Genomic DNA, 25,826 nt, shown 5'->3' on the forward strand with positions numbered 1-25,826 from the left:
AAATTAAGATACTAATATTATTTTATTGTGCAGTATTTTGTTGTTGTTTTCTTTGTTTCAGTTTTTCTTTATAGTAGGTTTTTGTAGTGGCGTATATTGTTTTTTCAATTTCAGCAAACACTATATTTTCTGCGTTTTTTAAAGTTAATTTTTTGGTGATATTAACTTCGTTTTTAAGGCTTATTTCGTTTTTAATATTTTTAATTTCTTCATCTAAAAAAACAAACTCTGCATAAATAGTTTCTTTTGCAGGACGTTTATATTTTATACTTGCAGCTTTATCCCATACAACAAAATCATCGCCAAGTATTTGTATTAGTTGTATCATGTAAATTGGGTCTGTAGCACTTAGCATAGAGCCTCCAAAAATAGAACCAGCATAATTACGGTTTTTCCAACTGGGTTTTAGTTTTATTTTTACATATTGTAGATTGTCGCTAACCTGTATTAATTTTGCAGTGCTTCGCTTGTACATTGGCGACCAATTAAAGCCATATTTGTAAATAGTAGATGTTTTAAAAAAACGTTTTAAAAAATTGGTTGCAATTCTATACATTAAAATAAGCGTTGTTGTTTATATGGGCTTTCGTGTTCTAAAAGCCACTGTTTACGGTTAATACCACCAGCATAACCTGTTAAGCTTCCATCGCTACCAATAACTCTGTGACATGGAATAATAATCCATAATGGATTTTTACCATTAGCATTTGCAACGGCTCTAATAGCTTTTATATCTCCAAGCTGTTTTGATAACTCTAGATAAGAAATAGTTTTACCGTATGGAATAGTTTGTAGTGTTTTCCATACGCGTTGTTGAAAAGCTGTGCCTATTGGGTTAAGCTTTAAGCTAAATTGCTTTCGATTGCCATTAAAATATTCATTAAGTTGTAATACACAATCTTCTAAAACTTCTGGAATATTATTTGAAATTTTCTCATTAGAATTTAAAATAGAAACAGAGTTTATACCGTTTACATCGCCAATAATTTTGGCAACTCCTAAAGGAGAATTAATGTAACAGCTTTCTTCCATTACTCTGTTTTTTCTCCTTCAATAAGACCCATTTTTTTAGCTCTTGTTTCCCAGTTTCTTCTAGCTTGTAATTGCAGGTCGCTAACATTATCGCTTTCATCCATAATCTCTAAGCCAAGTAAGGTTTCAATAACATCTTCCATGGTTACAATGCCACTTACAGATCCATACTCGTCTACTACTAAAGCCATGTGGTTTCTGGTTTCAACAAGTTGCTCAAAAAGAGTAGGTATTGGTAAATTTCTTTCAACAATTATTATATCTCTTTTTAATTCTCCAAGCTTTTTGGTGCCGTTTCCAAGAGCCATTTCTTTAAAAACTTCATCTTTTAAAACGAGACCTTTAATGTTATCTTCGGTATCTGCATAAACAGGAATTCTTGAAAAACGCACATTCATGTTTCTATTAAAAAAATCTTCAACAGTAGTTGTTATGTTTTCAGATTTCATAACCGTTCGCGGTGTCATTACATTTTTAGCAAAAACTTCTTTAAAAGTTAAAAGGTTTTTAATGATTTTACTTTCGTTACTTTCAAAAACACCTTCTTCATGAGCCATATCTGCCATAACTAGAAAGCCTTCTCGGCTTAATACGCTACCGTGACCTTTACCGCCAATAAGTTTTGTTGTTAGTTGCATTAACCATAATAAACCAGTCCATTTTAATGGAAAAATTAAAATATTAAGTGCTTTGGTTGTAAAATTAGCTAGACTTTTCCAATAGGTTGCTCCAATGGTTTTTGGTATAATTTCTGAAGCGACTAAAATTAAAATAGTCATTACTGCCGAAACAATAAATACACCATAACCATCACCATTACCATAAAGTTGCTCGGCTTGCTTACCAACCAATATAGCACCAACGGTATGTGCAATTGTATTAAGTGTTAAAATAGCAATTAAAGGTCTGTCTACGTCTTTTTTTAAAGCTTCTAATGCTAAAGCATAACTCTTGCCTTCTTGCTTTTTAACATTAATAAAGGTTGGTGTTACACTTAATAGAACTGCTTCTAAAATTGAACATAAAAAAGAGAAAAAGATGGAGATAACTCCGTAAAATATTAGTAATCCCATGGATTGATTTAGTTTTATGCTAAGTTAAAAATTATTTGGTTATTCTGTATAAGAAAGGATATTAGAAATATCTTTATCGCTTAAATGTTTGAATACAAGACAAGAAGTGTTGTAGGTTTTACTTTTTAAACTGGCCTTTTTATCTTTTAAATGATTTTTAAGACTTATAAAATTATATTTTTTACCAAGGTGCCTAAGAGCTGGACCTACCATTTTTTTATCTAATTTATGGCATGCTGCGCAATTAACGTTAAATAACTTTTTGCCATCTACAGCCTGTTGTGAGTTAGTTGTAGCATAATTTATAGTGCCACAAATTAGTTTTGGTGTTGGAGTATTACAACTTGTTTGTGTTGCACTTTGTTTAAGAATAAACAAAAATAAACAAACTCCTATTATTATAATTGTTGTAAATAACAGGAGAATATTTTTCATTTTTTTACGAAATTAATTTAACTACGTCTTTAGCAAAGTAGCTTGCAATTACATCTGCGCCTGCACGTTTAATAGCTGTAACCTGTTCTAGCATAACAGCGTCATGATCTAACCAACCTTTTTCTGCGGCAGCTTTAAGCATTGCATATTCACCAGAAACTTGGTAAACAGCAACAGGAACATCGACTTCGTTTTTAATTTCACGAACAATATCTAAATAGCATAATCCTGGTTTTACCATAACAATATCTGCGCCTTCATCTATATCCATTTCGGTTTCGCGAATGGCTTCAAAGCGATTGGCATAATCCATTTGATATGTTTTTTTATCTTTTGGAATTTCTTGAGCATCAACTGGTGCAGAGTCTAGAGCATCGCGAAATGGGCCATAAAATGCTGAGGCATATTTTGCCGAATAGCTCATAATACCTGTATCTACAAATCCTTCATCTTCTAATGTTTCGCGAATGGCTAAAATACGACCATCCATCATGTCGCTTGGTGCAACAAAATTAGCTCCAGCTTGTGCGTGAGACAAACTCATTTCTGCTAAAACATCAACAGTATTGTCGTTTACAATTTTTCCATTTTCTATAATACCATCATGACCAAATGATGAATATGGGTCTAGAGCAACATCCGTCATTACTAACATGTCTGGACACACATTTTTAACTGTTTTTATAGCACGTTGCATTAATCCATCTGGATTTAAAGCTTCGGTACCTTTATTATCTTTTAAATTATCTGGTACTTTTACAAATAGTAAAACAGATTTTAAGCCCAATTTCCAAAGTTCTTTAACTTCAGCTTCTAATAAATCTAAACTATAGCGATAATAATTTGGCATAGAGGCAATTTCTTCTTTTACTCCTTTGCCTTCAACTATAAAAAGTGGCACTAAAAAATCGTTTGGAGAAATAATAGTTTCTCTAACTAAACTTCTAATGGCTTTGTTGGCTCTTAATCTTCTATTTCTTTTTAGTGGATACATATTATAAATCTTGAATAAACAGTTGTTAAACTGCAATAATTTTTATTTAATTTTTGGCATAACCTAAGTAGTACCAAGTGTTGTTTTCTTTTATAAAAGCAGATTTTTCATGGATGACATCTACTTTTCCGTTTTCAAAAAAATAAGCATTAAAGGTAACTGTACCTTCGGTATTATTTTTTAAACCTTTATTAGATTCTAAAACTTCTAATTTAATCCATTCTACAGATTTTGCCCACTTTACAATGGCTTTCTTTTCTGAAATTGGTCGGGTAGATGCATGATGCGTTTGCATTAAATAATTACCATCTGCCAAGACAAAAGCACTATAACGAGAACGCATTAACTGCTCTGCTGTTTCTGTTTTTCCATTGTTTAAATGAAAAACTTCGCAGCATGTTTTATAGGTTTTATTGTTTCCGCAGTAGCAATTCATTTTATACCCAATTTATTGGGTTTTTTAATACGTTAATGAGTTTTTCTTCGTCACTACCAGGTTCTGGATTATGATCGTAAACCCATTGTACATGCGGTGGTAAACTCATTAAAATACTTTCTATTCTTCCGTTTGTTTTTAAACCGAAAAGCGTGCCTTTATCGTGTACCAAATTAAATTCGACATAACGACCACGACGTATTTCTTGCCAATCGCGTTGTGCTTTAGTATATTCTAAATCTTTTCTTTTTTCTATAATAGGAAGATAGGCCGAGACAAAACTATCGCCAACTTCTGTTACAAAATCGTACCAATTTTGCATAGTCATTTCGTTTGATGCTTTGCAATAATCGAAAAACAAACCACCAACACCACGACCTTCATTTCTATGTGTATTGTAAAAATACTCATCGCAACGCGCTTTGTACTTTGGATAAAATTCTGAATTATGTTTATCGCAAGCTGTTTTACAGGTTTGGTGAAAATGTGTAGCATCTTCATCAAACAAGTAATACGGTGTTAGGTCTTGACCGCCGCCAAACCATTGGTCTACAATGTTTCCAGTTTTATCATACATTTCAAAATAACGCCAATTTGCATGTACAGTTGGTACCATTGGGTTTTTTGGGTGGATAACTAAACTTAGTCCGCAGGCAAAAAAATCGGCGTCTTCTACTCCAAAATAATTTTGCATAGAGTCTGGTAGTTTACCATGTACTCCAGAGATATTTACACCACCTTTTTCTATAACATTTCCGTTTTCAATTACACGTGTTCTTCCGCCGCCGCCTTCAGGACGTTTCCAGATGTCTTCTTGAAATTTAGCTTTGCCATCAATAGCTTCAAAAGCAGCTGTAATTGTGTCTTGTAGTTCGTGTATGTAATTAAAGAACTTGTCTTTTATAGTTGTGTTAAATGTTTTTTCCATAGATTTTAAACCATTGATTTGTTGCAATAAGTTGCTTTTTCAAAATCTCGAATATTTATTGCTATAAAGGTTATGTTTGGGAACAGCTCTTTTAAAACCGAAACAATATTTTTTGAGAGTTTTGCTTTTTGTTCTGTAGTTCTACCTTGCATTATATTTGCAAAAACATGAATAAAAGGTTGCTTTTTGCCGCCAACAATGTAGTTTTCTTTAAAAGGGTTTAGACGTACTTTAATATCTGCCTCGTTAAACAAACCAGAGGCAACAGCTGCATTATGAACTTTTAAAAGTGTGTTTTCTGGAGTGCTTAAGTTTAGTATATTTTCTGAGCAGTCTATTACAAAATGTGGCATAATATGTTTACACTTTTAGTTTTTGGTTTTCTATTTTTAAAAGTTCTACTGTTTTTGTGGTAGCGGCAGTGACCGAAAGTGGTAATACTATTATAATTCCAATTACTGGAATTAATAAAAATAACATAAATACAATGCCGTTACCAATGGCAATACCGCGATTTTTATTTACAAAAGCAATACTTTCTTTGTATTTAAAATGGCGTTCTAGTGTATAATCTATATTACCAAAACCTGCATAATAGGCTTGTACTAAGAAAATAAGTATTGTTGATAGAAATCCAATTATTGGTATAAATCCTAAAAGAATTAATGGGATGGTGAATAAAATTTCTTTAAAAAGGTTTCTTATGTTTATTCTAATTCCTCGCCAAAGTTGCTCTTTAAAAGATGTTATTCTATGTTCGTGTTTATGTTTGCCTGTAAGGTGTGTTTCAATTTTTTCGGACACTGGACTCATAAATGGTGCAGATAAAGCCATTACTATATGCTTGTAAAGTATAAAGCCTAATAGTATTATTACGGCACCACCAATAAAACTTGATATGGTTGTAAAGGTTTCTATGCCTTTTTCCCAAGGCCAAATTTTGGCTATAAATCTGCCAATATTATCTGATAGTTTATAGGCTGAAAGTGCAACTACAGTTGCTGTTATAATACTTATTATGATTGGTACTAAAAAGTATTTCCAAAGGTTTAATTTGGAAATTAATGCGAAAGTTCCTGTATAGGCTTTTATTCCTTTTAGTATATTTTTTATCATAGTTTTCTACGATATTAGAATTCTTTTTTAAACTGTTTATTATTTTATAATACTGTTTTTTATTTGAATCTATATGTTAGTTTGCGTAAGCGGTTGCAGCGGTATCCTTTTTTATTAAATAAACGAAGCTTGTGACGTTTATTTAGTAAAAAAGATATAGCGGAAGACGCGACCTACTTTTTTATAACTATAAGTTGAAATATTGTACTTATTGTTAGATAAAAAAGTAGGTTACGCCCAAAATATTTTACGCTTTGTATTCTTTTACAGCGTCTATAAAGGCTTTGGCATTTTCTAACGGAATGTTTGGTAAAATACCATGACCAAGATTTACTATGTATTTGTCTTTACCAAAATCATTAATCATTTGGTGAACCATTTTTTTAATTTCTGCTGGTGGTGAAAATAATCGTGTTGGGTCAAAATTACCTTGTAATGTAATGTTTCCGCCTGTTAAATAACGTGCGTTTCTTGCAGAGCAAGTCCAGTCTACACCTAATGCCGAAGCTCCAGATTTTGCCATTTCGCCAAGTGCGAACCAACAGCCTTTACCAAAGGCAATTACTGGTGTTTCGTCTTTTAATGCATCTATTATTTGTTGTATATATTTCCAAGAGAATTCTTGATAATCTACTGGTGATAACATGCCGCCCCAAGAATCGAATACTTGTACGGCATTAACACCTGCTTTTACTTTTTCTTTTAAATAAGCAATAGTTGTATCTGTAATTTTTTGTAATAATTGGTGTGCTGCTACTGGATTTTTAAAACAAAACTCTTTGGCTTTATCAAAGTTTTTACTGCCTTGACCTTGCACGCAATAACATAAAATGGTCCATGGTGAACCTGCAAAACCAATTAACGGAATGTCGTTATTTAGTTTTTCTTTAGTCATTTTTATTGCATCGTAAACGTAGCTTAAGCTTTCTTTTACGTCTGGTACTATTACATTATCTACGTCTTTTTGAGTGCGAATTGGGTTTGGTAAATAAGGACCAAAATTAGGTTTCATTTGCACTTCGATATTCATTGCTTGTGGTATTACTAAAATATCGCAAAATAGTATGGCAGCATCCATACCGTAACGACGTATTGGTTGTACGGTAATTTCACTTGCTAATTCTGGTGTTTGGCAACGTGTAAAGAAATCGTATTTAGCTTTAATCTCCATAAATTCTGGAAGATAGCGACCTGCTTGACGCATCATCCAAACTGGTGGACGCTCTACTGTTTCTCCTTTTAAAGCTCTTAAAAATAAATCGTTTTTAATCATAATTTTTGCCGTGAAAACGGTAATGTTTTAATTTAAAATTCCTTTTTTTTAAAAGAAATTATACATAGTGTTTATTCACTAATTCTATAACACTTTCTACTGTTGGTACTTTTGCAACTCTTACATCGTTAAAGTAATGTCTTGCTTCTTTTGCAGTAGTTTCGCCTATACAAAAAGCAATCATGGTATTTGTTACAGTATTTTCTTGTTTAAAACTTTTAACGGTTGATGGGCTGTAAAACATAACTCCTTCAACAGTGTTTGGTATTTCTAAGCTATCAAATTTTGTTTGGTAAGCTTCAATTTGTTTTACGTTTATATTGTTTTCTTCTAAAATGGTAGGTAGGTCGTCTAGCCTTAAGTCACTACAAAAATAAGTTACTTGATTACCATCCATATATTCTACAAGATGTTCTGCTAATTTTTTCGCGTTTTTTTCGCTATGTTTTACTTTACCTATGCGGTTTTCTACTAAACGTTTTGTTCTGCGCCCTACACAATAAATGTTTTTAAATTGTAATTCTATTGCAGAGAAGTTTGTTAGTAATGCTTCTACAGCATTTTTACTTGTAATAACAACGTTTTCAATTTCATTTTTTAGTAGTCTTGGTGCAATACGGTTAAGACTTATTTTAATAAAGTCGCTACTTTGTGCAACTACTTTTTCGTGAAATAATAAACGTTGATCTTCTGTTAGCGATTTTGTAGAGTAAACATTAGTGATTTTAGTAGACTCCTTTATACTATCCATTAGGTGTTTTCCACCTTTGTCTATTACATAATCTGCGCACCAAGTGGCGATATCTGTATGTTCTCCTAATTTTTTTACACGTTGTACGGTTATTTTTTTTGTTCCGTTTGGGCTTAATAAAACACCTTCAAAATTAACTTCTTCGTCTTTTATATAGCATAATGCACCAATTGGAGCAGTACATCCACCTTCTAATTTATTTAAAAACTCACGTTCAATTTGTGTACAAATTTGAGTTTCTTCGTGGTTTATTTCGGCTAAAATAGCTCTTGTTTCTTCGTCTTCTTCTAAAGCGGTAACCATAATTGCACCTTGTGCTGGTGCCGGAATCATCCATTCTAAATTAACTGCTGTTTCTGGACGTAAACCTAAACGGCCAATACCTGCTGCTGCAAAAATAGCAGCATTAAAACGGCTAGTGTTTTTTAGTTTTTCTAATCGTGTGTTTACATTACCACGAATATCTTCTATGGTGTGTGTTGGATAACGGTTTAACCATTGTGCTTTTCTACGTAAACTACTTGTTGCAATTACAGCTTCTCGTGCTCCTAGAAATTCTTCGGTAGTTTTGTAAACTAATGTGTCACGAACATTACCGCGCTTTAAAACTGCTGCTTGTACAATACCTTTTGGTAAAAGTGTTGGTACATCTTTTAAAGAGTGTACGGCAATATCAATATCACCATTAAGCATCGCGATATCTAATGTTCGAGTAAATATTCCTGTAATACCAAGCTCGTAAAGTGGTTTGTCTAAAACAATATCTCCTGTAGATTTTACAGGAACAAGAACAGTTTTGTGTCCTAAGTGTTCTAATTGTGATTTTACGGCATTGGCTTGGTAGAGTGCTAACTCGCTATCACGAGTACCAATTCTTATAGTTTTAGACATTTTTTACTGGTTCTAACTGAAAAACTTTTTGAATAAGTTCCAGGCTATCGTTTGTAGAAACCGCTTCGTCTTTTAAATGGTGAGCAAAGTGGTTAGTTATTTTTTGAATGAGTTTATTGGTAATAAGCTCGGCTTGTTCCTCGTTAAAATTAGCAACTTTTTTTCGCTGTGTGTCTAACTCGGCATTTTTAAAATCTTGTAATTTACTTTTTAAAGCCTTTATTGTTGGTGCAAACTTTCTTGTTTCTAACCAGCTATTAAATTCGGCTTTTACTTCTTCAATTATAGTTTCGGCCAGAGGAATATGTTGTTTTCTGTTTTCTAAAGTTTCATCTGTGATTTGAGATAAATCGTCTAAATGAATAAGCTTAACATTATCTAATTCTTGAACGTTATTATTTACGTTTTTAGGAATTGATAAATCTAGAATTAACAAGTCTTTTTTAGACTGAATAATGTGTTTGTCTATTGTTGGGTTTTGAGCACCTGTTGCAACAATTAAAATATCTGAAGCATTAATTTCTTCTTGAAGATTAGCGTATTCTTTTACAATTAAATTAAATTTTCCTGCAATAGCTTCAGCTTTATCTTTAGTTCTATTAATTAAAGTAATATGTTCGTTTTTGGTATGCTTTACTAGGTTTTCGCAAGTGTTTCTTCCTATTTTTCCTGTTCCAAAAAGTAAAATATTTTTGTTTGAAACGTTTTCTACGTGTTTCATTATATATTGAACCGATGCAAAAGACACAGATGTAGCACCTGTTGAAATATCGGTTTCATTTTTAATACGCTTGCTTGCTTGAATAACGGCATTTATTAAACGCTCTATAAAGTGATTTAATAAATTGTGTTTTTTTGAAATTCTTGCGGCTGTTTTTAATTGGCTAATAATTTCGAAATCACCTAAAATCTGGCTGTCTAATCCAGAGCCAACACGAAACATATGTGAAATAGCATCGTTGTTTTTATATACATATGCAACTTTTTGAAACTCTTCTACCGTACCTTTTGTATTGTCGCAAAGAAGTTTAATAAGTTGAAAAGGATGTTCGGCAAAACCAAAAATCTCGGTTCTGTTACATGTAGATGTTACGATTAGGCTTTCTATACCATTAGTATTAGCTTGATTTAGCAAATTTAATTTTGCTTCTTCACTTAAACTAAAATGACCACGAATTTCGGCATCGGCTTTTTTGTAGCTTAAGCCAATAGCGTAGAAAGTAGAGCCTTTTGAAATGTTATATTGTTTCATAAAAATAGTACGCAACAAAAGTAAGTTGTGTTTTATGTAAAAAGTAACGCTGTAAGAACAATTAATATCGATTCGGGTTTTTTAGCGTGGTTTTTTGACTAAATTGCTTAAAAGTACTATTTTTGTTATACTTTACAGTTGTTTTTAATTTTTAATTTAGAACAAATCTAAATAGTAAAATCATGAATTTAGAAAACAAAATTGAAAAAAGTATCGCTAAAGGTTTTTTTATAGAAACACGTGCAGACGATGGTGTTTTTATTTTAACTCACCAAAATGATACACAGGAAGTTAAGCTTATAGAGCGCGAAATTGATAGCAGTTTTATTCAATTCCATTTTTGCTTAAAAGGTGAGAGCTTATTTTTATTTAATAATGGTAATTATAAATTAAATGTAGCTTCTGAAACTTCTTTGCTACTTTACAACCCGCAAAGAGATTTGCCATTGCATTTAGAAGTACAGCCTAATACATGGTTAGTTTCGGTTTTAATTTCTATTAAAAAATTTCATGGTTTATTTTCTCAAGAAGCAGATTATATTACTTTTTTAAGTGAAGATAATAAGGATAAAAAATACTACAAAGACGGTAATATTTCGCCGTCTATGGCTATCGCTTTAAACCAATTGGTGAATTATAACTTAAATGCTTCTATTAAAAATATTTATTTTAAGGCTAAAGCTTATGAGGTGTTAAGTTTGTATTTTAATAGAAGTGAAGATGCAGATATAGAGCAATGTCCTTTTTTGGTTGATGAGACTAATGTTTTAAAAATTAGAAAAGCTAAAGATATTGTAATCTCTAGAATGGCAGAGCCACCAAGTTTACAAGAATTAGCAGATGAAATTGGCTTGACTCTTAAAAAATTAAAAGAAGGCTTTAAACAAATTTATGGTGATAGTGTTTTTAGTTTTTTGCTTGATTACAAGCTTGAGGTTGCCCGAAAACTTTTAGAATCTGGTGAGCATAACGTTAATGAGGTTGGATTAAAAGTAGGTTATAGTACTTCTAGCCACTTTATAGCGGCTTTTAAAAAGAAATACGGTACAACACCTAAAAAATATGTGCAATCTGTAGGTTAAAATTTTTGTGCGAAATACACAGTTAAAAACAACCAGCCTAAATATAAGCTTGTGTAAGCTAAAGCGTAAGAAAGCGATAAACCTATATTCCCTTTTGTTTTTGGCGCCTTACTAAAAACTAATTTTAATGCTCTAAAAAATAGCCAATATAAAAGCATAATAATTATAAATATTGAAAGCCAAAAGGCAAACTCTAGTAGTATTAAAAAAACAAAAGCTAGTATTGTCATGCCTATCCAGGCAATTATAGATATTACTAAGCCACCAATACCATCACTAGCATCTATAAAAGGTACATTTGGAGCTTCGCCAGATGAATTTATATAACGACCTATTTTAAAATTTTTGAAATCAGGAAAATTGTCTATTAACTTTATGCCATAGTATAGCCCATATGCCATAAAAAGAAATAATGCGCAGCCAATAATTGTTAATGAATAATAGAAATTGGCAGTAACAGTGCGTGCGTGATGCTCTCCATTAATATAAACAGAAATAATTGTAATAAGTATTACAATTAGCGAGACAATAAAAACCGATTTGCCTTTTAAATATGTTTTAAATGGTTTCAGTTATTTTCTATTTATTCGTTTTCTAGTTTTGTGTTTTGCTAATTCTAAAGCTTCTTTTATTAATTCATCTTCTTGCTCTCTTATAAAATTACCGGTATAACCAGATTCGTAATACGCTTTAGTTTGTATATCGTTTGGATTTTTTGGATTTAAAAAAGCGACATAATATAATTTTCTTGAGTCTCCATAATCATTTTTACGATTTAGAATATAAAAATACATTTTTCCTTTTTTTCCATTATCGGTTACAAATGGAATGGTTTCTAAAAAAGCGATAGAGTCTCTTCCTTTTTCAATTTCTACATTAGAGAATAAATATGATTTTGCAAATTGCTGCTGTGAAATTACTTTATTTGAATATTGCTTTTTTAAATTATTATAATACAATTTTGTAATTAACTGTGCTTGATTTTTGTAATCGTTTAGCGTTTTATTTTTCAAACTTTTTGGTATTGGCTCATTATTTTTTTCAAGTAAAACATAGTAAGTGGTTAAAGCTCGGGCATTATCACTATTTAATAATTTATTAAAAAAGTTTTGTGCCATTTTTTCTTTTCTAAATGGGAATATGAGTTTAACATAGTTGTATAGTTTACTTTTTCTAGAAGCATACCCAGAGGTTTCACTTAAGCTGCGTTTTATTTCGGTTTTTCCATCGTTTATAATAACTTTCTTGTATTTTTTATAAAGTTTTGGCTTTACCAAACCGCTGTCTTTTAGCTTTGCTAAAAGTGCGTAAATAGGTTCTTTGTATTCTGGAACAGTTATATATTCTAATAGCTCTGGAAATAGTGTTTTTTTAAGTTTTAGTGAGTCTCTATAGTTTAGGAATAGAGATTTTATAGCATATTTTTCTAGAGGTAAATCTATATTTAATAACTTTAAAAAGTCTTGATACGTTTGCTTTGTTTTTTTATTTAGTAAACCTTTTAAAATTGTTGTTTGAACTTCTGGATTTGAATAAGATTCTTGATATAAAGATTTTAAAAACGGAATGGTTTTAGGGTTATCTAATGCTATTAAGTCTCTAATTAAATCTAATTTTACAAATTTTTTGTTTTCAGGGAAATCGAAATTTTTAATGATACTAATAAGTTTATTAACGTGGCTATTGTTAAATTTTATTAGATCTCGATTGCTCATTACAATACTATCATTAGCTTGTAAAGCAGAAAAGAAAATATCTGTTTTATCTGTTAATACAGGTTTGCCTAATAAGGTGTCTAAAGGAGTAAATGTATTGTAAAATTGTGTAACAAAAGTTGATGGTTTAGCAATGGTATCGACTAAGGTTTTAAGCTGAAATAAAGTTCCTTTTTTTAAAATGTTTTTTACTAAAATAGCTTTAGTACTTAGTGAATCTTTTTGGGTAAAAGTATAGGTGTAAACGTCATTATTATGTTTCTTTTTTCTATTTGTTATTGTAAAAGGTTTGGTGTGGTTTTGGCTTTCTTTTCTATAATTTTCTATTTCATGCCATAAACTGTCTATGTTTTCAAACATTTGTAAATCGTGAAATTTTGTTCGGCTAACAAAAACACGTTCGTTTGCTTTAGAAAAATATGCAGTAGTTTTTGTTTGTGACTCGTAAGGTTTTTTATTTTTTATAGAATACGCTCTGTTATTGGTTACAATAGGTTTTACATTAGTTCTTACCTTAAAATGCAACGCTGTATCTACTGTTGTTTCAAAGTTTTTATAATTTATTTCTTTCAGTTTAAAAGAATTAAAAAAAGTCTTTGCTTTGTTTTTATTTAAACCAGCATAACCTAATAGAAAATAACTACCATCTTTTACTATACTTTTTAAATGTATTTTGGTTTTAGATGAAGCATCTTTTCTTGCAGATGCAACATAACTTTTATAGTTGTCATTATCAAAATAACCTTCCATAGTGTCATCTATTTCAAGTTCTTTAAATAAATTTTCAATACTATATTTTGCTTCAAAAGCATCTTCTTCAATGTAATTAATATCTTGATTTACAGCTTCTTTTAAAAAGTAAAAGTCTGTTCCTGTAGTGCCTTGAATAAGTTTGTTGCCGCTATTAATTAGGTTGTCTGTTATTCTATATTCAGGAAAGTTAACTTCGTATTTATTGTATGGCGAATTAAAAGTCTCTATTGATGTTGTTGGTTTTTTAAAACGAATAGAATTAAAAATCTCTTTTTCAAAATTTAAAACATAATTTTTTGGTCCACCAAACTTAATAATGATAACCTCTAATGGTGTTTTGTAAATATGATACTTTTGGTAGTCGCCTTTTTTTGTTTTGTTTAAAACGCTTAACCCAGGATAAGGACTTTTAATTTTTTCTTTACTTACAATGTCTCCTGGAATGTCTTCAAACAGGAAATTGTCTATGCTGTTTATTGTAATATTTTTTTCGTCATTTGGTAAATAATCAAAAATATTAAATCTACTTATGGTTAAATAAGCACCATTTGTCATATCTGGCGATACAGTAAACTTATAGTTGTTATAGAAAAAAGTTTTTAAGTTAGTAAAGCTTTTTAGTGTTATAAATCCATCTTGGGTGCTTACTTTTTTAAGTTGTGGAGTAGCTATAAAATCTTCAATTTTTTGTTTTGCAGTTTGTGCTTTTTTACTTTGGCTTGAGGTTAGTGCTTTAATTTTATATCCCTTTTTTTTAAGCAGATTTAACATCCCTTTTTCACCAGGTAAGTGTGCTGCGCCAACACCAGAAAATACAGATTTGTTTTGCATTACAGAGTCCAGCACTTTCACCATATTTTCATTACGGATAAAAAGCATATTTTCTCTAAAAAAATTAGTGTTAGATGCTTCGCTAATAGAATCTAATAACGCTAAATTACGTTCTCTGTAGGTGTTTTCTTGGAGTAAATACGGACTTTCTTTTTCGTAAATTTCTGCTAACCAAGGATCTGGTTTTTTTTTATAAGCGTTGCTACTAGCCTTAGAGGTTAAAAACTGTGCTTCATCTAAGTCTTCTAAGCTTATAATTGGTTTGTTTTTTTTCTTACCAGCTTGATAAATAAACATATCGAGGTAGGTTTCTTCTTCAAAATTATCGGTATTTAAATTTTTTCGGTATAAATAGCCATTAATCATTCGGTTGTCAGACCGTATAGCGCTTCTAATTAAAAGCTCTTCTGGCGCTTCAAAATTAAATAGTGATGTGTAAAATCCTTTTCTGTATGCGTAATAAAAATTTTGTGGAGAAATTATAGTGTTTTCATAATTGTGCTCTAACCAGGTGCTTGGATCACTTTCTAATGCGATAGTTTCACTTTTTTCTAAAGCTTCAAAAAAAACATCGTCTAACCTAAACGCTACTTTTTTACTCACATGCATTGTACCATATATGTAAGAGGCTTTTTTTAAACCGTTACCGGAAATTTCCCATAATAAACTCTGTTCTTTTTCTTGCGAAAAACTAAAAAGACTAAAAAAAGAAGCGAATATTATAAGGTACTTTAGCATAGAAAACTTTTAAATAACTATAAATATATTTATTTAGTCTAAACTTTTTAAAAATTTTGCGATTTTAACGCCTTTATAACATATGGAAAGTCAGGAACTAAAGAATAATATTAATTTGTGTTGTATTTTTGCATAAAGGATAAAAGAAGATTTTTTTTTAAAACTATATGAAAGGAGCATTACTTGTAAATTTAGGATCACCAGATAGTCCAGAACCAAAAGATGTAAAAAAATATCTTGGTGAATTTTTAATGGACGAACGTGTAATTGATATTCCATTAGTAGCCAGAACTGCGTTAGTAAAAGGAATTATTTTAAATACTAGACCAAAAGCATCTGCTGCGGCTTATAAGAAAATCTGGTGGGATGAAGGTTCGCCTTTAATTGTATTGTCTGAAAGATTAAAAGATAAAGTACAAGAAGAAACTAGTTTACCAGTAGCTCTAGCTATGCGTTATGGAAGCATGACTATAAAAAAAGGACTACAGGAGTTAAGCGATAAAGGTTGTGATGAGGTGTTTTTAATACCTTTATATCCACAATTTGCAATGGCAACAACCGAGACTATTTTGGTTTTAGCCGAAGAAATAAGACAAGCACATTTTCCTAATTTAAAAATAGAATCTTTTCCTGCATTTTATAATAATCCAGAATATATTGATGTTTTATCAAACTCTATAAAACAATCTCTAGAAGGTAAAGATTTTGAGCATTTACTATTCTCATATCATGGCGTACCAGAACGTCACATTAAAAAAAGCGATATTACAAAATCACATTGTAAAATTGATGGGTCTTGTTGTGCAACACCAAGTAAAGCACATGAGTTTTGTTATAGACACCAATGTTTAGAAGTTACAAGATTAGTAGCCCAAAAACTAAACCTAGAACCAGATACTTTTTCAACATCGTTTCAATCTCGATTAGGTTTCGATCCATGGTTGCAACCGTATACAGATAGAACTATAGAACGTTTAGGAAAAAAAGGAATTAAAACTATGGCAATTGCAACACCTGCATTTGTTAGTGATTGCTTAGAAACTCTTGAAGAAATTGCCATGGAAGGTGAAGAGATTTTTCATGAAATGGGAGGCAAAGAGTTTACTACAGTACCTTGCTTAAACACAGATAAAAATTGGGTTTCCTTATTAGCAAAATGGATTAATGAATGGTCTAATACCAACACAATTGCTTAATATTTAAAAAGCAATTAAGGTTTGTGTAAAAAATATGCAACAAAAAAATTCTGAAGCATTAGGCAAAGAGTCTATTAGTAAATTACTTGTAAAACAAGCTGTGCCAGCATCTATTGGGATATTAGTAATGTCTCTAAATATTCTTGTTGATACTATTTTTGTAGGACAATGGATTGGCTCTATTGCTATTGCGGCAATTAATGTTGTGCTTCCCGTATCCTTTTTTATTGCAGCTTTAGGTATGTCTATTGGTGTTGGTGGTTCGTCAATAATTTCAAGAGCATTAGGTGCTAATAATCATGAAAAAGCACTTAAGGTTTTTGGAAACCAAATTACTTTAACCTTAGTACTTACCATAAGTTTTGTCGCGACAGGACTTTATTTTGTAGATTATTTAATTCCTTTATTTGGAGGAAAAGGAAATATTTTCGATTCGGCTAAAATATACTACAATATTATACTTTACGGTGTTCCTTTTTTAGCCTTAAGCATGATGGGAAATAATGTAATTCGTGCCATTGGGAAACCAAAGTTTGCAATGTATGCAATGTTATTTCCTTCGGTAGGAAATATAATTTTAGACTATATTTTTATCTACATACTAGATTTGGGTATGGCTGGAGCAGCTTGGGCAACTACAGGTTCATATTTACTGTGTTTTTTATTTATTCTTTGGTTTTTCTTTTCAAAACATTCAGAATTAAAAATAGACCTATCTCATTTTGGTTTAGATTTTTTTATTGTAAAAGAAATATCAAGTTTAGGCGCTGTAACTTTAGCAAGGCAAGCCATGGCGAGTGTAAGTTTTCTTTTAATTAATAACGCATTATTTACATTAGGAGGCGAAACCTCTGTTACTGTTTATGCAATAGTTGGTAGAATGTTAATGTTTGCTTTATTTCCAGTATTTGGTATTACACAAGGTTTTTTACCAATAGCAGGTTATAATTATGGCTCAAAGCAATACCAACGTGTAAAAGAAAGTATATTAACAGCTATGAAATATGCTGTTGGTTTAGGGTTTTTGGTATTTGTAGTATTAATGGCTTTTCCAGAAACTATAGCTAAATTATTTACTTTTAACCCAGAAGTTATATCACAAACACCAATGGCAATGCGTTTGGTATTTGCGGCAACACCAATAGTAGCTATTCAATTAATAGGCTCAGCATATTTTCAAGCTATAGGCAAAGCTTTACCAGCATTACTATTAACTTTAACTAGGCAAGGTTTAATATATATTCCTTTACTTTATATATTAATGCCAATTTATGGTGAATTAGGTGTATGGTTAGCATTCCCAATTTCAGATGTGCTATCAACAATTATTACTGCGTATTTTTTAAATCGTGAAGTAAAAACTAATTTAGTTCACGAAAATCTCATTTAGTATGGAATATTATAATTACATAAAATCACTTCACTTAATATTTGTAATTACTTGGTTTGCAGGATTGTTTTATATACCAAGACTATTTGTATATCAAATTGAAGCATTTCACAAACCTTCACCAGAAAAAGAAATTTTAGGCAAACAATTAAAATTAATGGCAAAAAGATTATGGACAATAATCACTTGGCCATCTGCAATATTAGCCGTTTTTTTTGCAATTTGGTTATTAATTTTAATACCAAGTTGGTTAGAGCAATCGTGGATGCATGTAAAATTAGCGTTTGTAGTTTTATTAATTATTTATCACATAAAAACACATATTTTTTATAAACAATTACAACAAGATATAGTAAAAAAGTCTTCTAACTTTATGCGCTTATGGAATGAAGGCGCAACCTTTATTTTGTTTGCAGTAGTATTTTTGGTAATACTAAAAAATGCGTTTAACTGGGTGTTTGGTGTGGTTGGCATTCTTGTTTTAGGTGTGCTATTAATGTTAGGTTTTAAATTATATAAACGCATTCGAAACAAAAATCCAGAAGCATAAATTTTAGATACTGTTTTTGGTTTGATTATTGCTATATTTAGAACATAAAGTTCTAACATGCGATTTTTATTTTTAATTACATTCTTTTTTTTTAATACCATACTGTTTGCTCAAACTATCAACTTGCCTAAAAACCCAAAAGCAGGCGAATGCTACAGCAGAAAGTTTGACTATAATAAACCTTATGTATGGAAAAAAGTTAATTGCGACTCTATAAAACGAAACAAAACAAAACATAATGATTCTATTTTACTAAGTAAAAGAGAATTAGTAAAAAGGCAATTAAAACTAACCAAGTATCAAGAGAAATTAAAAGGTTTAGGATATAAATTAGAAGTAACAGGTATGCTAACAGATCAAACAATTAAAGCACACCATAAATATTTAAAAGCCGTAGCTCGAAAAGAAAAAAAACTAGAACGTAAAAACAGCAAGAAATAATGAAACTAAAAAAACTGTCTTTACGAACCAGGATTTTTATAGCCATGATTCTGTTAGTATTATTATCATCAATATTAATAGGTGTAGTTGTAATCTACCAGTATAACGAAGAAACCCAAGATTACCATAGAGAACGATTAATAAGAAAGGAAAAAGCAATAATTACAAGTCTTGATTATGTAATTAAACAAACATCGTTTGAAGTAATAACAGAAAAAGTACCTCTAATTTTTAAATCGAAAATTTACGAAGTAGCAGAGGTTCATAATATTCAAATAAACTTATATGATTTAGAAGGTTCTTTATTAATTTCATCTAAAAGTGATTTAAAACCCGAAGTAGCAACTAAATGTATAGATGCAGAGATTTTAAATAATTTACTAAATACAGCAGAGCATCGTGTGGTAATAAAAAGAGACGATGAAGATGCAACGTATAGATCGTCCTATAACTACATTACAGATGCGAAATTTAAGCCTTTGGCAATATTAAACCTTCCGTATCTAGAAAATGACGATTTTCTTTCAAAAGAGCTCGATGAGTTTTTAAGGCGTTTAGCATATACATCGCTATTGGTAATGCTTGCAGCAGTAACTCTAGCGTTTTTCTTATCTAAATACATTACCAAATCACTTAAAACCATAAGCGATAAAATGCAGGCGACTAGATTAGAAAAGCGAAATTCTAAAATAGACGTTACAGATAATAGTGAAGAGATAACAGCATTGGTAACCTCGTACAATAACATGATTGACGAGTTAGAAGAAAGTGCAGTAAAATTGGCAACAAGCGAAAGAGAACAAGCTTGGCGTGAAATGGCAAAACAAGTAGCACACGAAATTAAAAATCCATTAACTCCAATGCGATTAAGTGTGCAAAGTTTTCAAAGAAAGTTTGATCCTAAAGACGAGAATATTTTTCAAAAAGTTGAGGAGTATTCAAACACATTAATCCAGCAAATAGATACCATGAGCTCTATAGCTTCAGCTTTTTCAAATTTTGCTAAAATGCCAGCGCAAAAAAAAGAAACATTAAATGTTGTAAAAATTGTAGATCTAGCCTTAGATATTTTTAGCGAAGATTACATAACATTTCAGTCTGAAAAAGATGAAATTATAGCAACTTTAGATAGAACACAGTTAATAAGAGTTGTTACCAATTTAATTAAAAACAGCATTCAGGCAATGCCAGATGGTATATCACCGCAAATAATAGTAACCGTTATAGATGAAGAAAAAATTGTTAAAATTATGGTTTCAGATAACGGAATTGGTATTTCTGAAGAAAATAAATTAAAAATCTTTGAACCAAAATTTACCACAAAATCTAGCGGTATGGGATTAGGTTTAGCCATGGTAAAAAATATTGTGGAAACTTACAAAGGAACAATTACCTTTGTAACACAAAAGAACGAAGGCACTACATTTACAGTAACCTTCCCAAAAAATTAAAATAATAAACAGTATTACTGCAAGTTGAGTAATTACAAACTAAAATATTTTTAAATGACTTACGAGAACATTCTTTCTTCAAACCAAAATGGTATTGCAACAATAACAATTAATAGGCCTTCAAAATTAAATGCTTTAAACAAAGCAACAATAGAAGAGCTTCATAACGCATTTAACCAAGCAAATCAAGATAGTAACATTAAAGTTATTATAGTAACAGGTACTGGCGAAAAAGCTTTTGTAGCAGGAGCAGATATTAGCGAGTTTGCTAATTTTAGTGTAGAAAACGGTGGTAAATTAGCTGCAAAAGGGCAAGAAATGTTATTTGATTTTGTCGAAAATTTAAGCACACCTGTTATTGCAGCTGTAAACGGTTTTGCACTTGGTGGAGGATTAGAGCTAGCAATGGCAGCGCATTTTAGACTAGCAAGTAATAATGCAAAAATGGGATTACCAGAAGTGTCTTTAGGTGTAATACCAGGTTATGGAGGTACGCAACGTTTACCTCAATTAGTTGGAAAAGGTCGCGCAATGGAAATGGTAATGACTGCAGGTATGATTGATGCAAACACAGCAAAAGATTATGGTTTAATTAATCATGTTGTTTCTCAAGAAGAATTATTGCCATTAGCCGAAAAAATTGCAGGTAAAATAATGAGAAACTCATCAGTAGCAATTAGCAAGGCAATTAAAGCCGTAAATGCTAATTATAAAGATGGAGTAAATGGTTTTGAAACCGAAATTAAAGAATTTGGAAACTGTTTTGGAACCGAAGATTTTAAAGAAGGCACAACTGCCTTTCTAGAAAAAAGAAAAGCAGATTTTCCAGGAAAGTAAAATTTGATACACATAAAAAAACCTCATAATAGCTTTTATTGTGAGGTTTTTTTATATTCACACTTTACTACTAGCAAAATGAAAAAACGTGTACTTTTTATGTTATTTATGGTTTTTGTGAGCAAAACAGCTCTATCTCAAACTAAAGATACCTTGCGAAGTAAAAATTACGAAGCACTAAAAACATTAGTATATACGGCTTACGTAAAAGATAAAAACGCGAGTATAGCAGTTAGTGAGTATTATATAAATAAAGCAATAAAAGAAAATAAAGCAAAGGAGCATTTTAATGGTTTAGCCTTATTTATTGATATAAATATCTGGAATAAAAATTATAGTGTTTTTAATGAAAAAGAACAGGAATTAGTAGAATTAGCAAATGCAAATAATGATAGTGAGGCGTTAATGAAAACCTACTTCTCACTTGCAGATTCTTTTTTCTATAATGGTTTATTTGGTAAAGCAATAGAAACGTATTATAAGTCTTTAAGTATAGCAAAAGAACAAAATAATTTAATGTATGAGCATCTTAATTTAAGGCAAATAGGATATTTAAATTATTTTTCTGGTAGTCTTGAAAGTTCTGCAAAACAACAAAAGTTTGCTATAAATCTATTAGATAAACCAAATCAAGAACAAGATACATTAGCTGTTAATTCTAAACGAAGATTAAAACTTGCCGCCTTAGAGCTATTAACGCGAACATATATTTTTGCAGAAAAAACAGACTCTGCTCAAGTTTACAATAATAAAGCATTAAACTTTGGTTTAAAAGAAGCAGATAGCTGTGTTTTAATAAGGTTTAAACTGCAAAAGGCACAAATTAGTATTCAGCAAAAGTCTTATGATAAGGCAACAAAACTTTTGGAAGAATGTAAAACTATTTGTTATACACCAAAATCAATATATGACTTTATTATTGCTTCAGAATATGCTAAAATATATTTAGCACAAAAAAAATACGAAAAGGCAGTTGTAGTATTAAATCAAGGCTTAGAAGCTTTTAGTTTAGATGGGCAAGAAGCTTTTGCTTCAGACTATATTAAACTAATGGCAAAAGCCTATAAACATGCAGGAAACATAGAGATGTCTAACATTTATTTCGAAAAGTTTATAAAGGCTAATGAAGATTTCGGTAAAATAAAAGACACGATTGCAACCAGAATTAAAACCCAAGAAATAAAAGATTTTAAAAAAGAACTTAATGCAATAAATACCCAAAAAAGTGTTTTTAAATATATTGCATTAGTCGCCTGTGTTTTAGTTTTAGGACTTTTATTTTTCTTATTTAAATTTTATAAAACAAAAAAAGAAAACGAAATTAAGTTTGAAGCACTTTTAAATAAAATTGAAAAGGCCCAAAAACCAGAAGAGATTATAAATACAAAAGATAAGGATTTAGAGGAAAAAAACACACCAGATTTACCGTTGGAAACTAAGCAAAATATTTTAAAAGGTCTTAAAAAGCTGGAAGCGCAACAGTATTTTTTAAAACAAGAATGCAGCTCGTATAATGTTGCAAAAAAAATTAACACCAACACCTCTTATTTGTCTAAAGTAATTAACGCACACTACGGTAAAAACTTTAATACATATATAAACGACTTAAGAATAAATTATGCCATAGTGCGTTTAAAAAACGATGTATTTTTTAGGTCGTATTCCATACAATCAATAGCCGAAGAGTTAGGTTATAAAAGTGCAGATTCTTTTACAAAATACTTTAAAAAAGATACTGGTTTAAATCCTTCATTTTATATTAAGAATATAAAAAATATAGATTAAAAAGATGCTTTTAACCCTAAATTTATAAATTTAGGTATGTGTTATTTCTTCTCTTTAAATTTTCTTTTTAACCAGTGTAAACACCTGCTAATCATCACTTTAAATATTTGTCTTGCACCCTAATTTCCTAAAATCAGGGATGCATTTCTTGTAAAACCCTTTTTATTGAGAGTAATTTGATTTCAGAAACAATAATCAATTTAATTCTCAGTAACATGAAAAATTCAAAAACAATATTTTTTACAATCTTTATTGTAGTATTTTCTGTTGGTGTCGCTAAAGGTTTTTATAAAAGTGTTAAAAAAAGTGAGGCAATAACAAAAGAAATTCTTACAGTTTTAAAAGATAATTGCAACTGTAAAGCGGTTGTGAAAACGTCTTATTTAAAAGGTGTACAATACAGTAAAAAAAATGGAGTTACGGCAGAAACCGTTACTTACCAATTAACAGATTGTGACTTTAATAATTTTAATCAGGAAGTAAAATGTATAGATAATACTTTACGTGAAAAAATTAATGGTATCGAGCTACTAGATCTAATTACTTTAAACTTTGTAAACAATAATAAGCGCAAAACAGTTACAATTAAAAACAACTGCTTATGATACCTAACTATAAAAAATCTTCAAATAAAATCAAGCTAATAAAATTTTGTATAGGCTTGGTTGCAGGAGTATCAATATACCTAATACAAGAACTTTTTTTCTAAAAAAATTACCATGATAACCCTTTCAAAATTCTTAATAGAAATAGTAGCAACCATTTTAATTTAAAAATTAATATTCTAAAAACTTATAATTATGAAAAATTTAAAAAAAATTACATTAAGCATATTGTTAACAATAGCAGCAATAATTAGTGTTACAGCACAAAGCAATAAAAAAACAAACCTTTGGAAAATTGAAGGCGATAATATTAAAACATCATACCTTTTTGGAACAATACACATACTCCCAAAAAGTAGTTTTAAAATTAGTGAGAAAGTAAAAAAAGCATTCGATTCTTGCGATAGAGTTACTTTAGAGCTTGATATGGCAGATCCAAGTTTTATGGCAGATGCCATGAAACTCTCTATGTTAGAAAAAGACGAAGAATTATCATCATATATGGATGCAAGCGAGTATAAGTTATTAGATGATTATTTAAAAGAAAACGTAAAAGTTGGGTTAACTGCATTTAATAAACTTAAACCCATAACATTAATGTCTGTAATAATGATGGCGAAATTTAAAGACGAACCACTTGCTAGTTACGAGATGACTTTTATAGAAATGTCTAAAACAGCAAAAAAAGATATGGATGGTTTAGAGACATATCAAGATCAATTAGCAGCAATTGATTCTCAACCTTACGATGAACAAATAGACACTTATATAAAAATGATTTCGGAGGCAGAAGAAACGGATGCTATATATAATAAAATGCTAAAATTATATTTAGCAGAAGATGTAGACGGAATTTACGATTATACAGATGAGTTTATGAATGGAGACATTGAGTCTAAGAAACGCTTTTTAGACGATAGAAATATTAAATGGATTCCTAAAATTGGAGAATTTTCTAGAGAGCATTCTGTTTTTTATGGTGTAGGAGCAGCGCATTTAGGCGGCGAACAAGGTGTTATTAATTTACTTAAAAAAGCAGGTTATAAAGTAACACCGGTATTAAACTAAAAATAATTGCAATTTTTAAAAGCCTCAATTTTTGAGGCTTTTTTTAAAATTTTATTCTAGATAAGGCATATTATATTTTGTAATTTTACAAAAAAATAAAAAATATGTTTAAAAAAGAAGTGTTAAAAGGTCGTGGTGCACAACACAATCCTCACAATAAATTTTTTGAATTATCTCACGAAATTAGAAACGACTTTTTAGAGTTTTGTGAAAAAGAAGGCGAAAAAGCAGATGATAATAAAACACTTTACCTTGAAACCTTTCCAAAAACAATAGTTAATAAAGTAAAAAGCCCAGATATAGGTATGTCGTACTCAATGAATGCCTATCAAGGTTGCGAGCATGGTTGTATTTATTGTTATGCAAGAAATAGTCATGAGTTTTGGGGATTTAGTGCAGGTTTAGATTTCGAGCGGCGCATTTTAGTAAAAAAAAATGCACCAGAATTATTAGAAATACTATTAAAAAAGAAAACGTGGAAAGCACAAACCATCGTGTTATCTGGAAATACAGACTGCTATCAACCAGCAGAAAAACAGTTTGAAATCACAAAAAAATGTTTAGAGCTTTTTTTAAAATACAAACATCCTGTAGCGATAATTACTAAAAATGCACTTATTCTTAGAGATCTTGAGATTTTAAAAAACCTAAATAGATATGGCTTAATTAGTGTAAATATTTCAATTACATCACTTTCAGAACAAACAAGGCGCATTTTAGAGCCAAGAACAGCAACTATAAAAAAACGCATAGAAACTGTAAAGGTTTTGAGTGATAATGGTATTCCTGTAAATGTTATGTTAGCACCAATAATTCCATCTATAAACAGTCATGAAATATTACCATTGGCAAAAGCAGTATCTAATGCAGGCGCTTTAAGTATAGCACATACTATTGTAAGATTAAATGGTTCTATAGGAGAAATTTTTGTAAACTGGTTAAATAAAACCCTACCAGATAGAGCAGATAAAGTATTACATCAAATAGAAAATTGCCATGGAGGAAGTTTAAATGATAGTAGGTTTGGAACCCGTATGCGAGGTGAAGGTAATATTGCGAAGCAAATTAACGATATGGTAAGGCTAGCTAAAATAAAATACTTTAAAAATAAATCAATGCCTATATTAAATAATACACTACATGAGCAATGTAAAAATGGGCAATTAAAATTATTTTAAATTAAAAAAGTGAGCACAAGGCTCA

General features: G+C 30.4%; 24 protein-coding genes and 1 pseudogene. 11 read left to right on the top strand and 14 right to left on the bottom strand.

Annotated elements, in window-relative coordinates:
* Positions 1-22: 22 nt before the first annotated feature.
* The 12 genes and pseudogenes from LACAL_RS05570 to hemA form a co-directional block, all read right to left on the bottom strand.
* Positions 23-556: a DUF4442 domain-containing protein gene (locus LACAL_RS05570; RefSeq protein ID WP_013869733.1), complete on the bottom strand. Its 534-nt coding sequence runs from the start codon at positions 554-556 to the stop codon at positions 23-25.
* Positions 556-1,032, bottom strand: coding sequence for a methylated-DNA--[protein]-cysteine S-methyltransferase (locus tag LACAL_RS05575; protein WP_013869734.1), 477 nt, complete (start codon positions 1,030-1,032; stop codon positions 556-558). The genes LACAL_RS05570 and LACAL_RS05575 overlap by 1 nt, the downstream gene beginning before the upstream one ends.
* A complete protein-coding gene (locus tag LACAL_RS05580) occupies positions 1,032-2,105 on the bottom strand; it encodes a CNNM domain-containing protein (RefSeq protein WP_013869735.1) in 1,074 nt (357 codons plus the stop codon). The genes LACAL_RS05575 and LACAL_RS05580 overlap by 1 nt, the downstream gene beginning before the upstream one ends.
* A 39-nt stretch (positions 2,106-2,144) precedes the next feature.
* Positions 2,145-2,378, bottom strand: a pseudogene (locus LACAL_RS15630) (cytochrome c); the annotation flags it as partial.
* 166 nt (positions 2,379-2,544) lie between these two features.
* Positions 2,545-3,534, bottom strand: coding sequence for a porphobilinogen synthase (gene hemB / locus LACAL_RS05590; RefSeq protein WP_013869737.1), 990 nt, complete (start codon positions 3,532-3,534; stop codon positions 2,545-2,547).
* Between the two features lie 46 nt (positions 3,535-3,580).
* Positions 3,581-3,970 carry a YchJ family protein gene (locus LACAL_RS05595; protein WP_013869738.1) on the bottom strand — a complete coding sequence of 130 codons (390 nt, stop codon included), beginning with the start codon at positions 3,968-3,970 and terminating at the stop codon, positions 3,581-3,583.
* A gap of 1 nt (position 3,971) precedes the next feature.
* Entirely contained in the window at positions 3,972-4,874 is a 903-nt protein-coding gene (gene hemF, locus LACAL_RS05600; RefSeq protein ID WP_041301740.1) for an oxygen-dependent coproporphyrinogen oxidase, read from the bottom strand.
* A gap of 29 nt (positions 4,875-4,903) precedes the next feature.
* The gene (locus tag LACAL_RS05605) at positions 4,904-5,251 is read right to left on the bottom strand and encodes a 5-carboxymethyl-2-hydroxymuconate Delta-isomerase (protein WP_013869740.1); all 348 of its coding nucleotides are present in this window, start codon (positions 5,249-5,251) and stop codon (positions 4,904-4,906) included.
* Positions 5,252-5,258: 7 nt separating this feature from the next.
* Positions 5,259-6,014 (bottom strand): EI24 domain-containing protein, encoded by a 756-nt coding sequence (locus LACAL_RS05610; protein WP_013869741.1) that lies wholly within the window; start codon positions 6,012-6,014, stop codon positions 5,259-5,261.
* 247 nt (positions 6,015-6,261) lie between these two features.
* The gene (gene hemE / locus LACAL_RS05615) at positions 6,262-7,287 is read right to left on the bottom strand and encodes a uroporphyrinogen decarboxylase (protein WP_013869742.1); all 1,026 of its coding nucleotides are present in this window, start codon (positions 7,285-7,287) and stop codon (positions 6,262-6,264) included.
* Between the two features lie 58 nt (positions 7,288-7,345).
* The gene (gene hemC / locus LACAL_RS05620; protein ID WP_013869743.1) at positions 7,346-8,929 is read right to left on the bottom strand and encodes a hydroxymethylbilane synthase; all 1,584 of its coding nucleotides are present in this window, start codon (positions 8,927-8,929) and stop codon (positions 7,346-7,348) included.
* A complete protein-coding gene (gene hemA, locus LACAL_RS05625; RefSeq protein ID WP_041301304.1) occupies positions 8,922-10,181 on the bottom strand; it encodes a glutamyl-tRNA reductase in 1,260 nt (419 codons plus the stop codon). Before hemA ends, hemC begins: the two co-directional genes overlap by 8 nt.
* 182 nt (positions 10,182-10,363) lie before the next feature.
* Between hemA and LACAL_RS05630 the strand changes: the two genes are divergently transcribed.
* The gene (locus LACAL_RS05630) at positions 10,364-11,263 is read left to right on the top strand and encodes a helix-turn-helix transcriptional regulator (protein WP_013869745.1); all 900 of its coding nucleotides are present in this window, start codon (positions 10,364-10,366) and stop codon (positions 11,261-11,263) included.
* Here LACAL_RS05630 and LACAL_RS05635 read toward each other — a convergent pair.
* Positions 11,260-11,664, bottom strand: a complete 405-nt coding sequence (locus LACAL_RS05635) for a hypothetical protein (RefSeq protein WP_237701011.1) — start codon at positions 11,662-11,664, stop codon at positions 11,260-11,262. The two genes, LACAL_RS05630 and LACAL_RS05635, sit on opposite strands and share 4 nt — an antisense overlap.
* A 171-nt stretch (positions 11,665-11,835) precedes the next feature.
* On the bottom strand, positions 11,836-15,300 hold the full coding sequence (locus tag LACAL_RS05640) for a TraB/GumN family protein (protein ID WP_013869747.1): 3,465 nt from the start codon (positions 15,298-15,300) through the stop codon (positions 11,836-11,838).
* Positions 15,301-15,467: 167 nt separating this feature from the next.
* On the opposite strand from LACAL_RS05640, the gene hemH reads away from it, so the two are divergent.
* The 10 genes from hemH to LACAL_RS05690 all read left to right on the top strand — a co-directional run bounded on the left by hemH (position 15,468) and on the right by LACAL_RS05690 (position 25,801).
* On the top strand, positions 15,468-16,496 hold the full coding sequence (gene hemH, locus LACAL_RS05645) for a ferrochelatase (protein WP_013869748.1): 1,029 nt from the start codon (positions 15,468-15,470) through the stop codon (positions 16,494-16,496).
* Positions 16,497-16,530: 34 nt separating this feature from the next.
* Complete coding sequence (locus LACAL_RS05650; protein ID WP_013869749.1) at positions 16,531-17,886, top strand: MATE family efflux transporter; 1,356 nt, start codon at positions 16,531-16,533, stop codon at positions 17,884-17,886.
* Position 17,887: 1 nt separating this feature from the next.
* Entirely contained in the window at positions 17,888-18,436 is a 549-nt protein-coding gene (locus LACAL_RS05655; protein WP_013869750.1) for a CopD family protein, read from the top strand.
* A gap of 57 nt (positions 18,437-18,493) precedes the next feature.
* A complete protein-coding gene (locus tag LACAL_RS05660; RefSeq protein WP_013869751.1) occupies positions 18,494-18,877 on the top strand; it encodes a hypothetical protein in 384 nt (127 codons plus the stop codon).
* On the top strand, positions 18,877-20,328 hold the full coding sequence (locus LACAL_RS05665) for a PAS domain-containing sensor histidine kinase (RefSeq protein WP_013869752.1): 1,452 nt from the start codon (positions 18,877-18,879) through the stop codon (positions 20,326-20,328). The genes LACAL_RS05660 and LACAL_RS05665 overlap by 1 nt, the downstream gene beginning before the upstream one ends.
* A gap of 54 nt (positions 20,329-20,382) precedes the next feature.
* On the top strand, positions 20,383-21,165 hold the full coding sequence (locus LACAL_RS05670; RefSeq protein WP_013869753.1) for an enoyl-CoA hydratase/isomerase family protein: 783 nt from the start codon (positions 20,383-20,385) through the stop codon (positions 21,163-21,165).
* Between the two features lie 78 nt (positions 21,166-21,243).
* Positions 21,244-22,950: a helix-turn-helix domain-containing protein gene (locus tag LACAL_RS05675; protein WP_041301310.1), complete on the top strand. Its 1,707-nt coding sequence runs from the start codon at positions 21,244-21,246 to the stop codon at positions 22,948-22,950.
* 215 nt (positions 22,951-23,165) lie between these two features.
* Positions 23,166-23,555 (top strand): hypothetical protein, encoded by a 390-nt coding sequence (locus LACAL_RS05680; protein WP_013869755.1) that lies wholly within the window; start codon positions 23,166-23,168, stop codon positions 23,553-23,555.
* Between the two features lie 195 nt (positions 23,556-23,750).
* Positions 23,751-24,623, top strand: a complete 873-nt coding sequence (locus LACAL_RS05685; RefSeq protein WP_013869756.1) for a TraB/GumN family protein — start codon at positions 23,751-23,753, stop codon at positions 24,621-24,623.
* A 104-nt stretch (positions 24,624-24,727) separates the two neighbouring features.
* Complete coding sequence (locus tag LACAL_RS05690) at positions 24,728-25,801, top strand: PA0069 family radical SAM protein (RefSeq protein ID WP_013869757.1); 1,074 nt, start codon at positions 24,728-24,730, stop codon at positions 25,799-25,801.
* Positions 25,802-25,826: the final 25 nt, after the last annotated feature.

Source organism: Lacinutrix sp. 5H-3-7-4 (assembly GCF_000211855.2).
Classification (GTDB): Bacteria; Bacteroidota; Bacteroidia; order Flavobacteriales; family Flavobacteriaceae; genus Lacinutrix.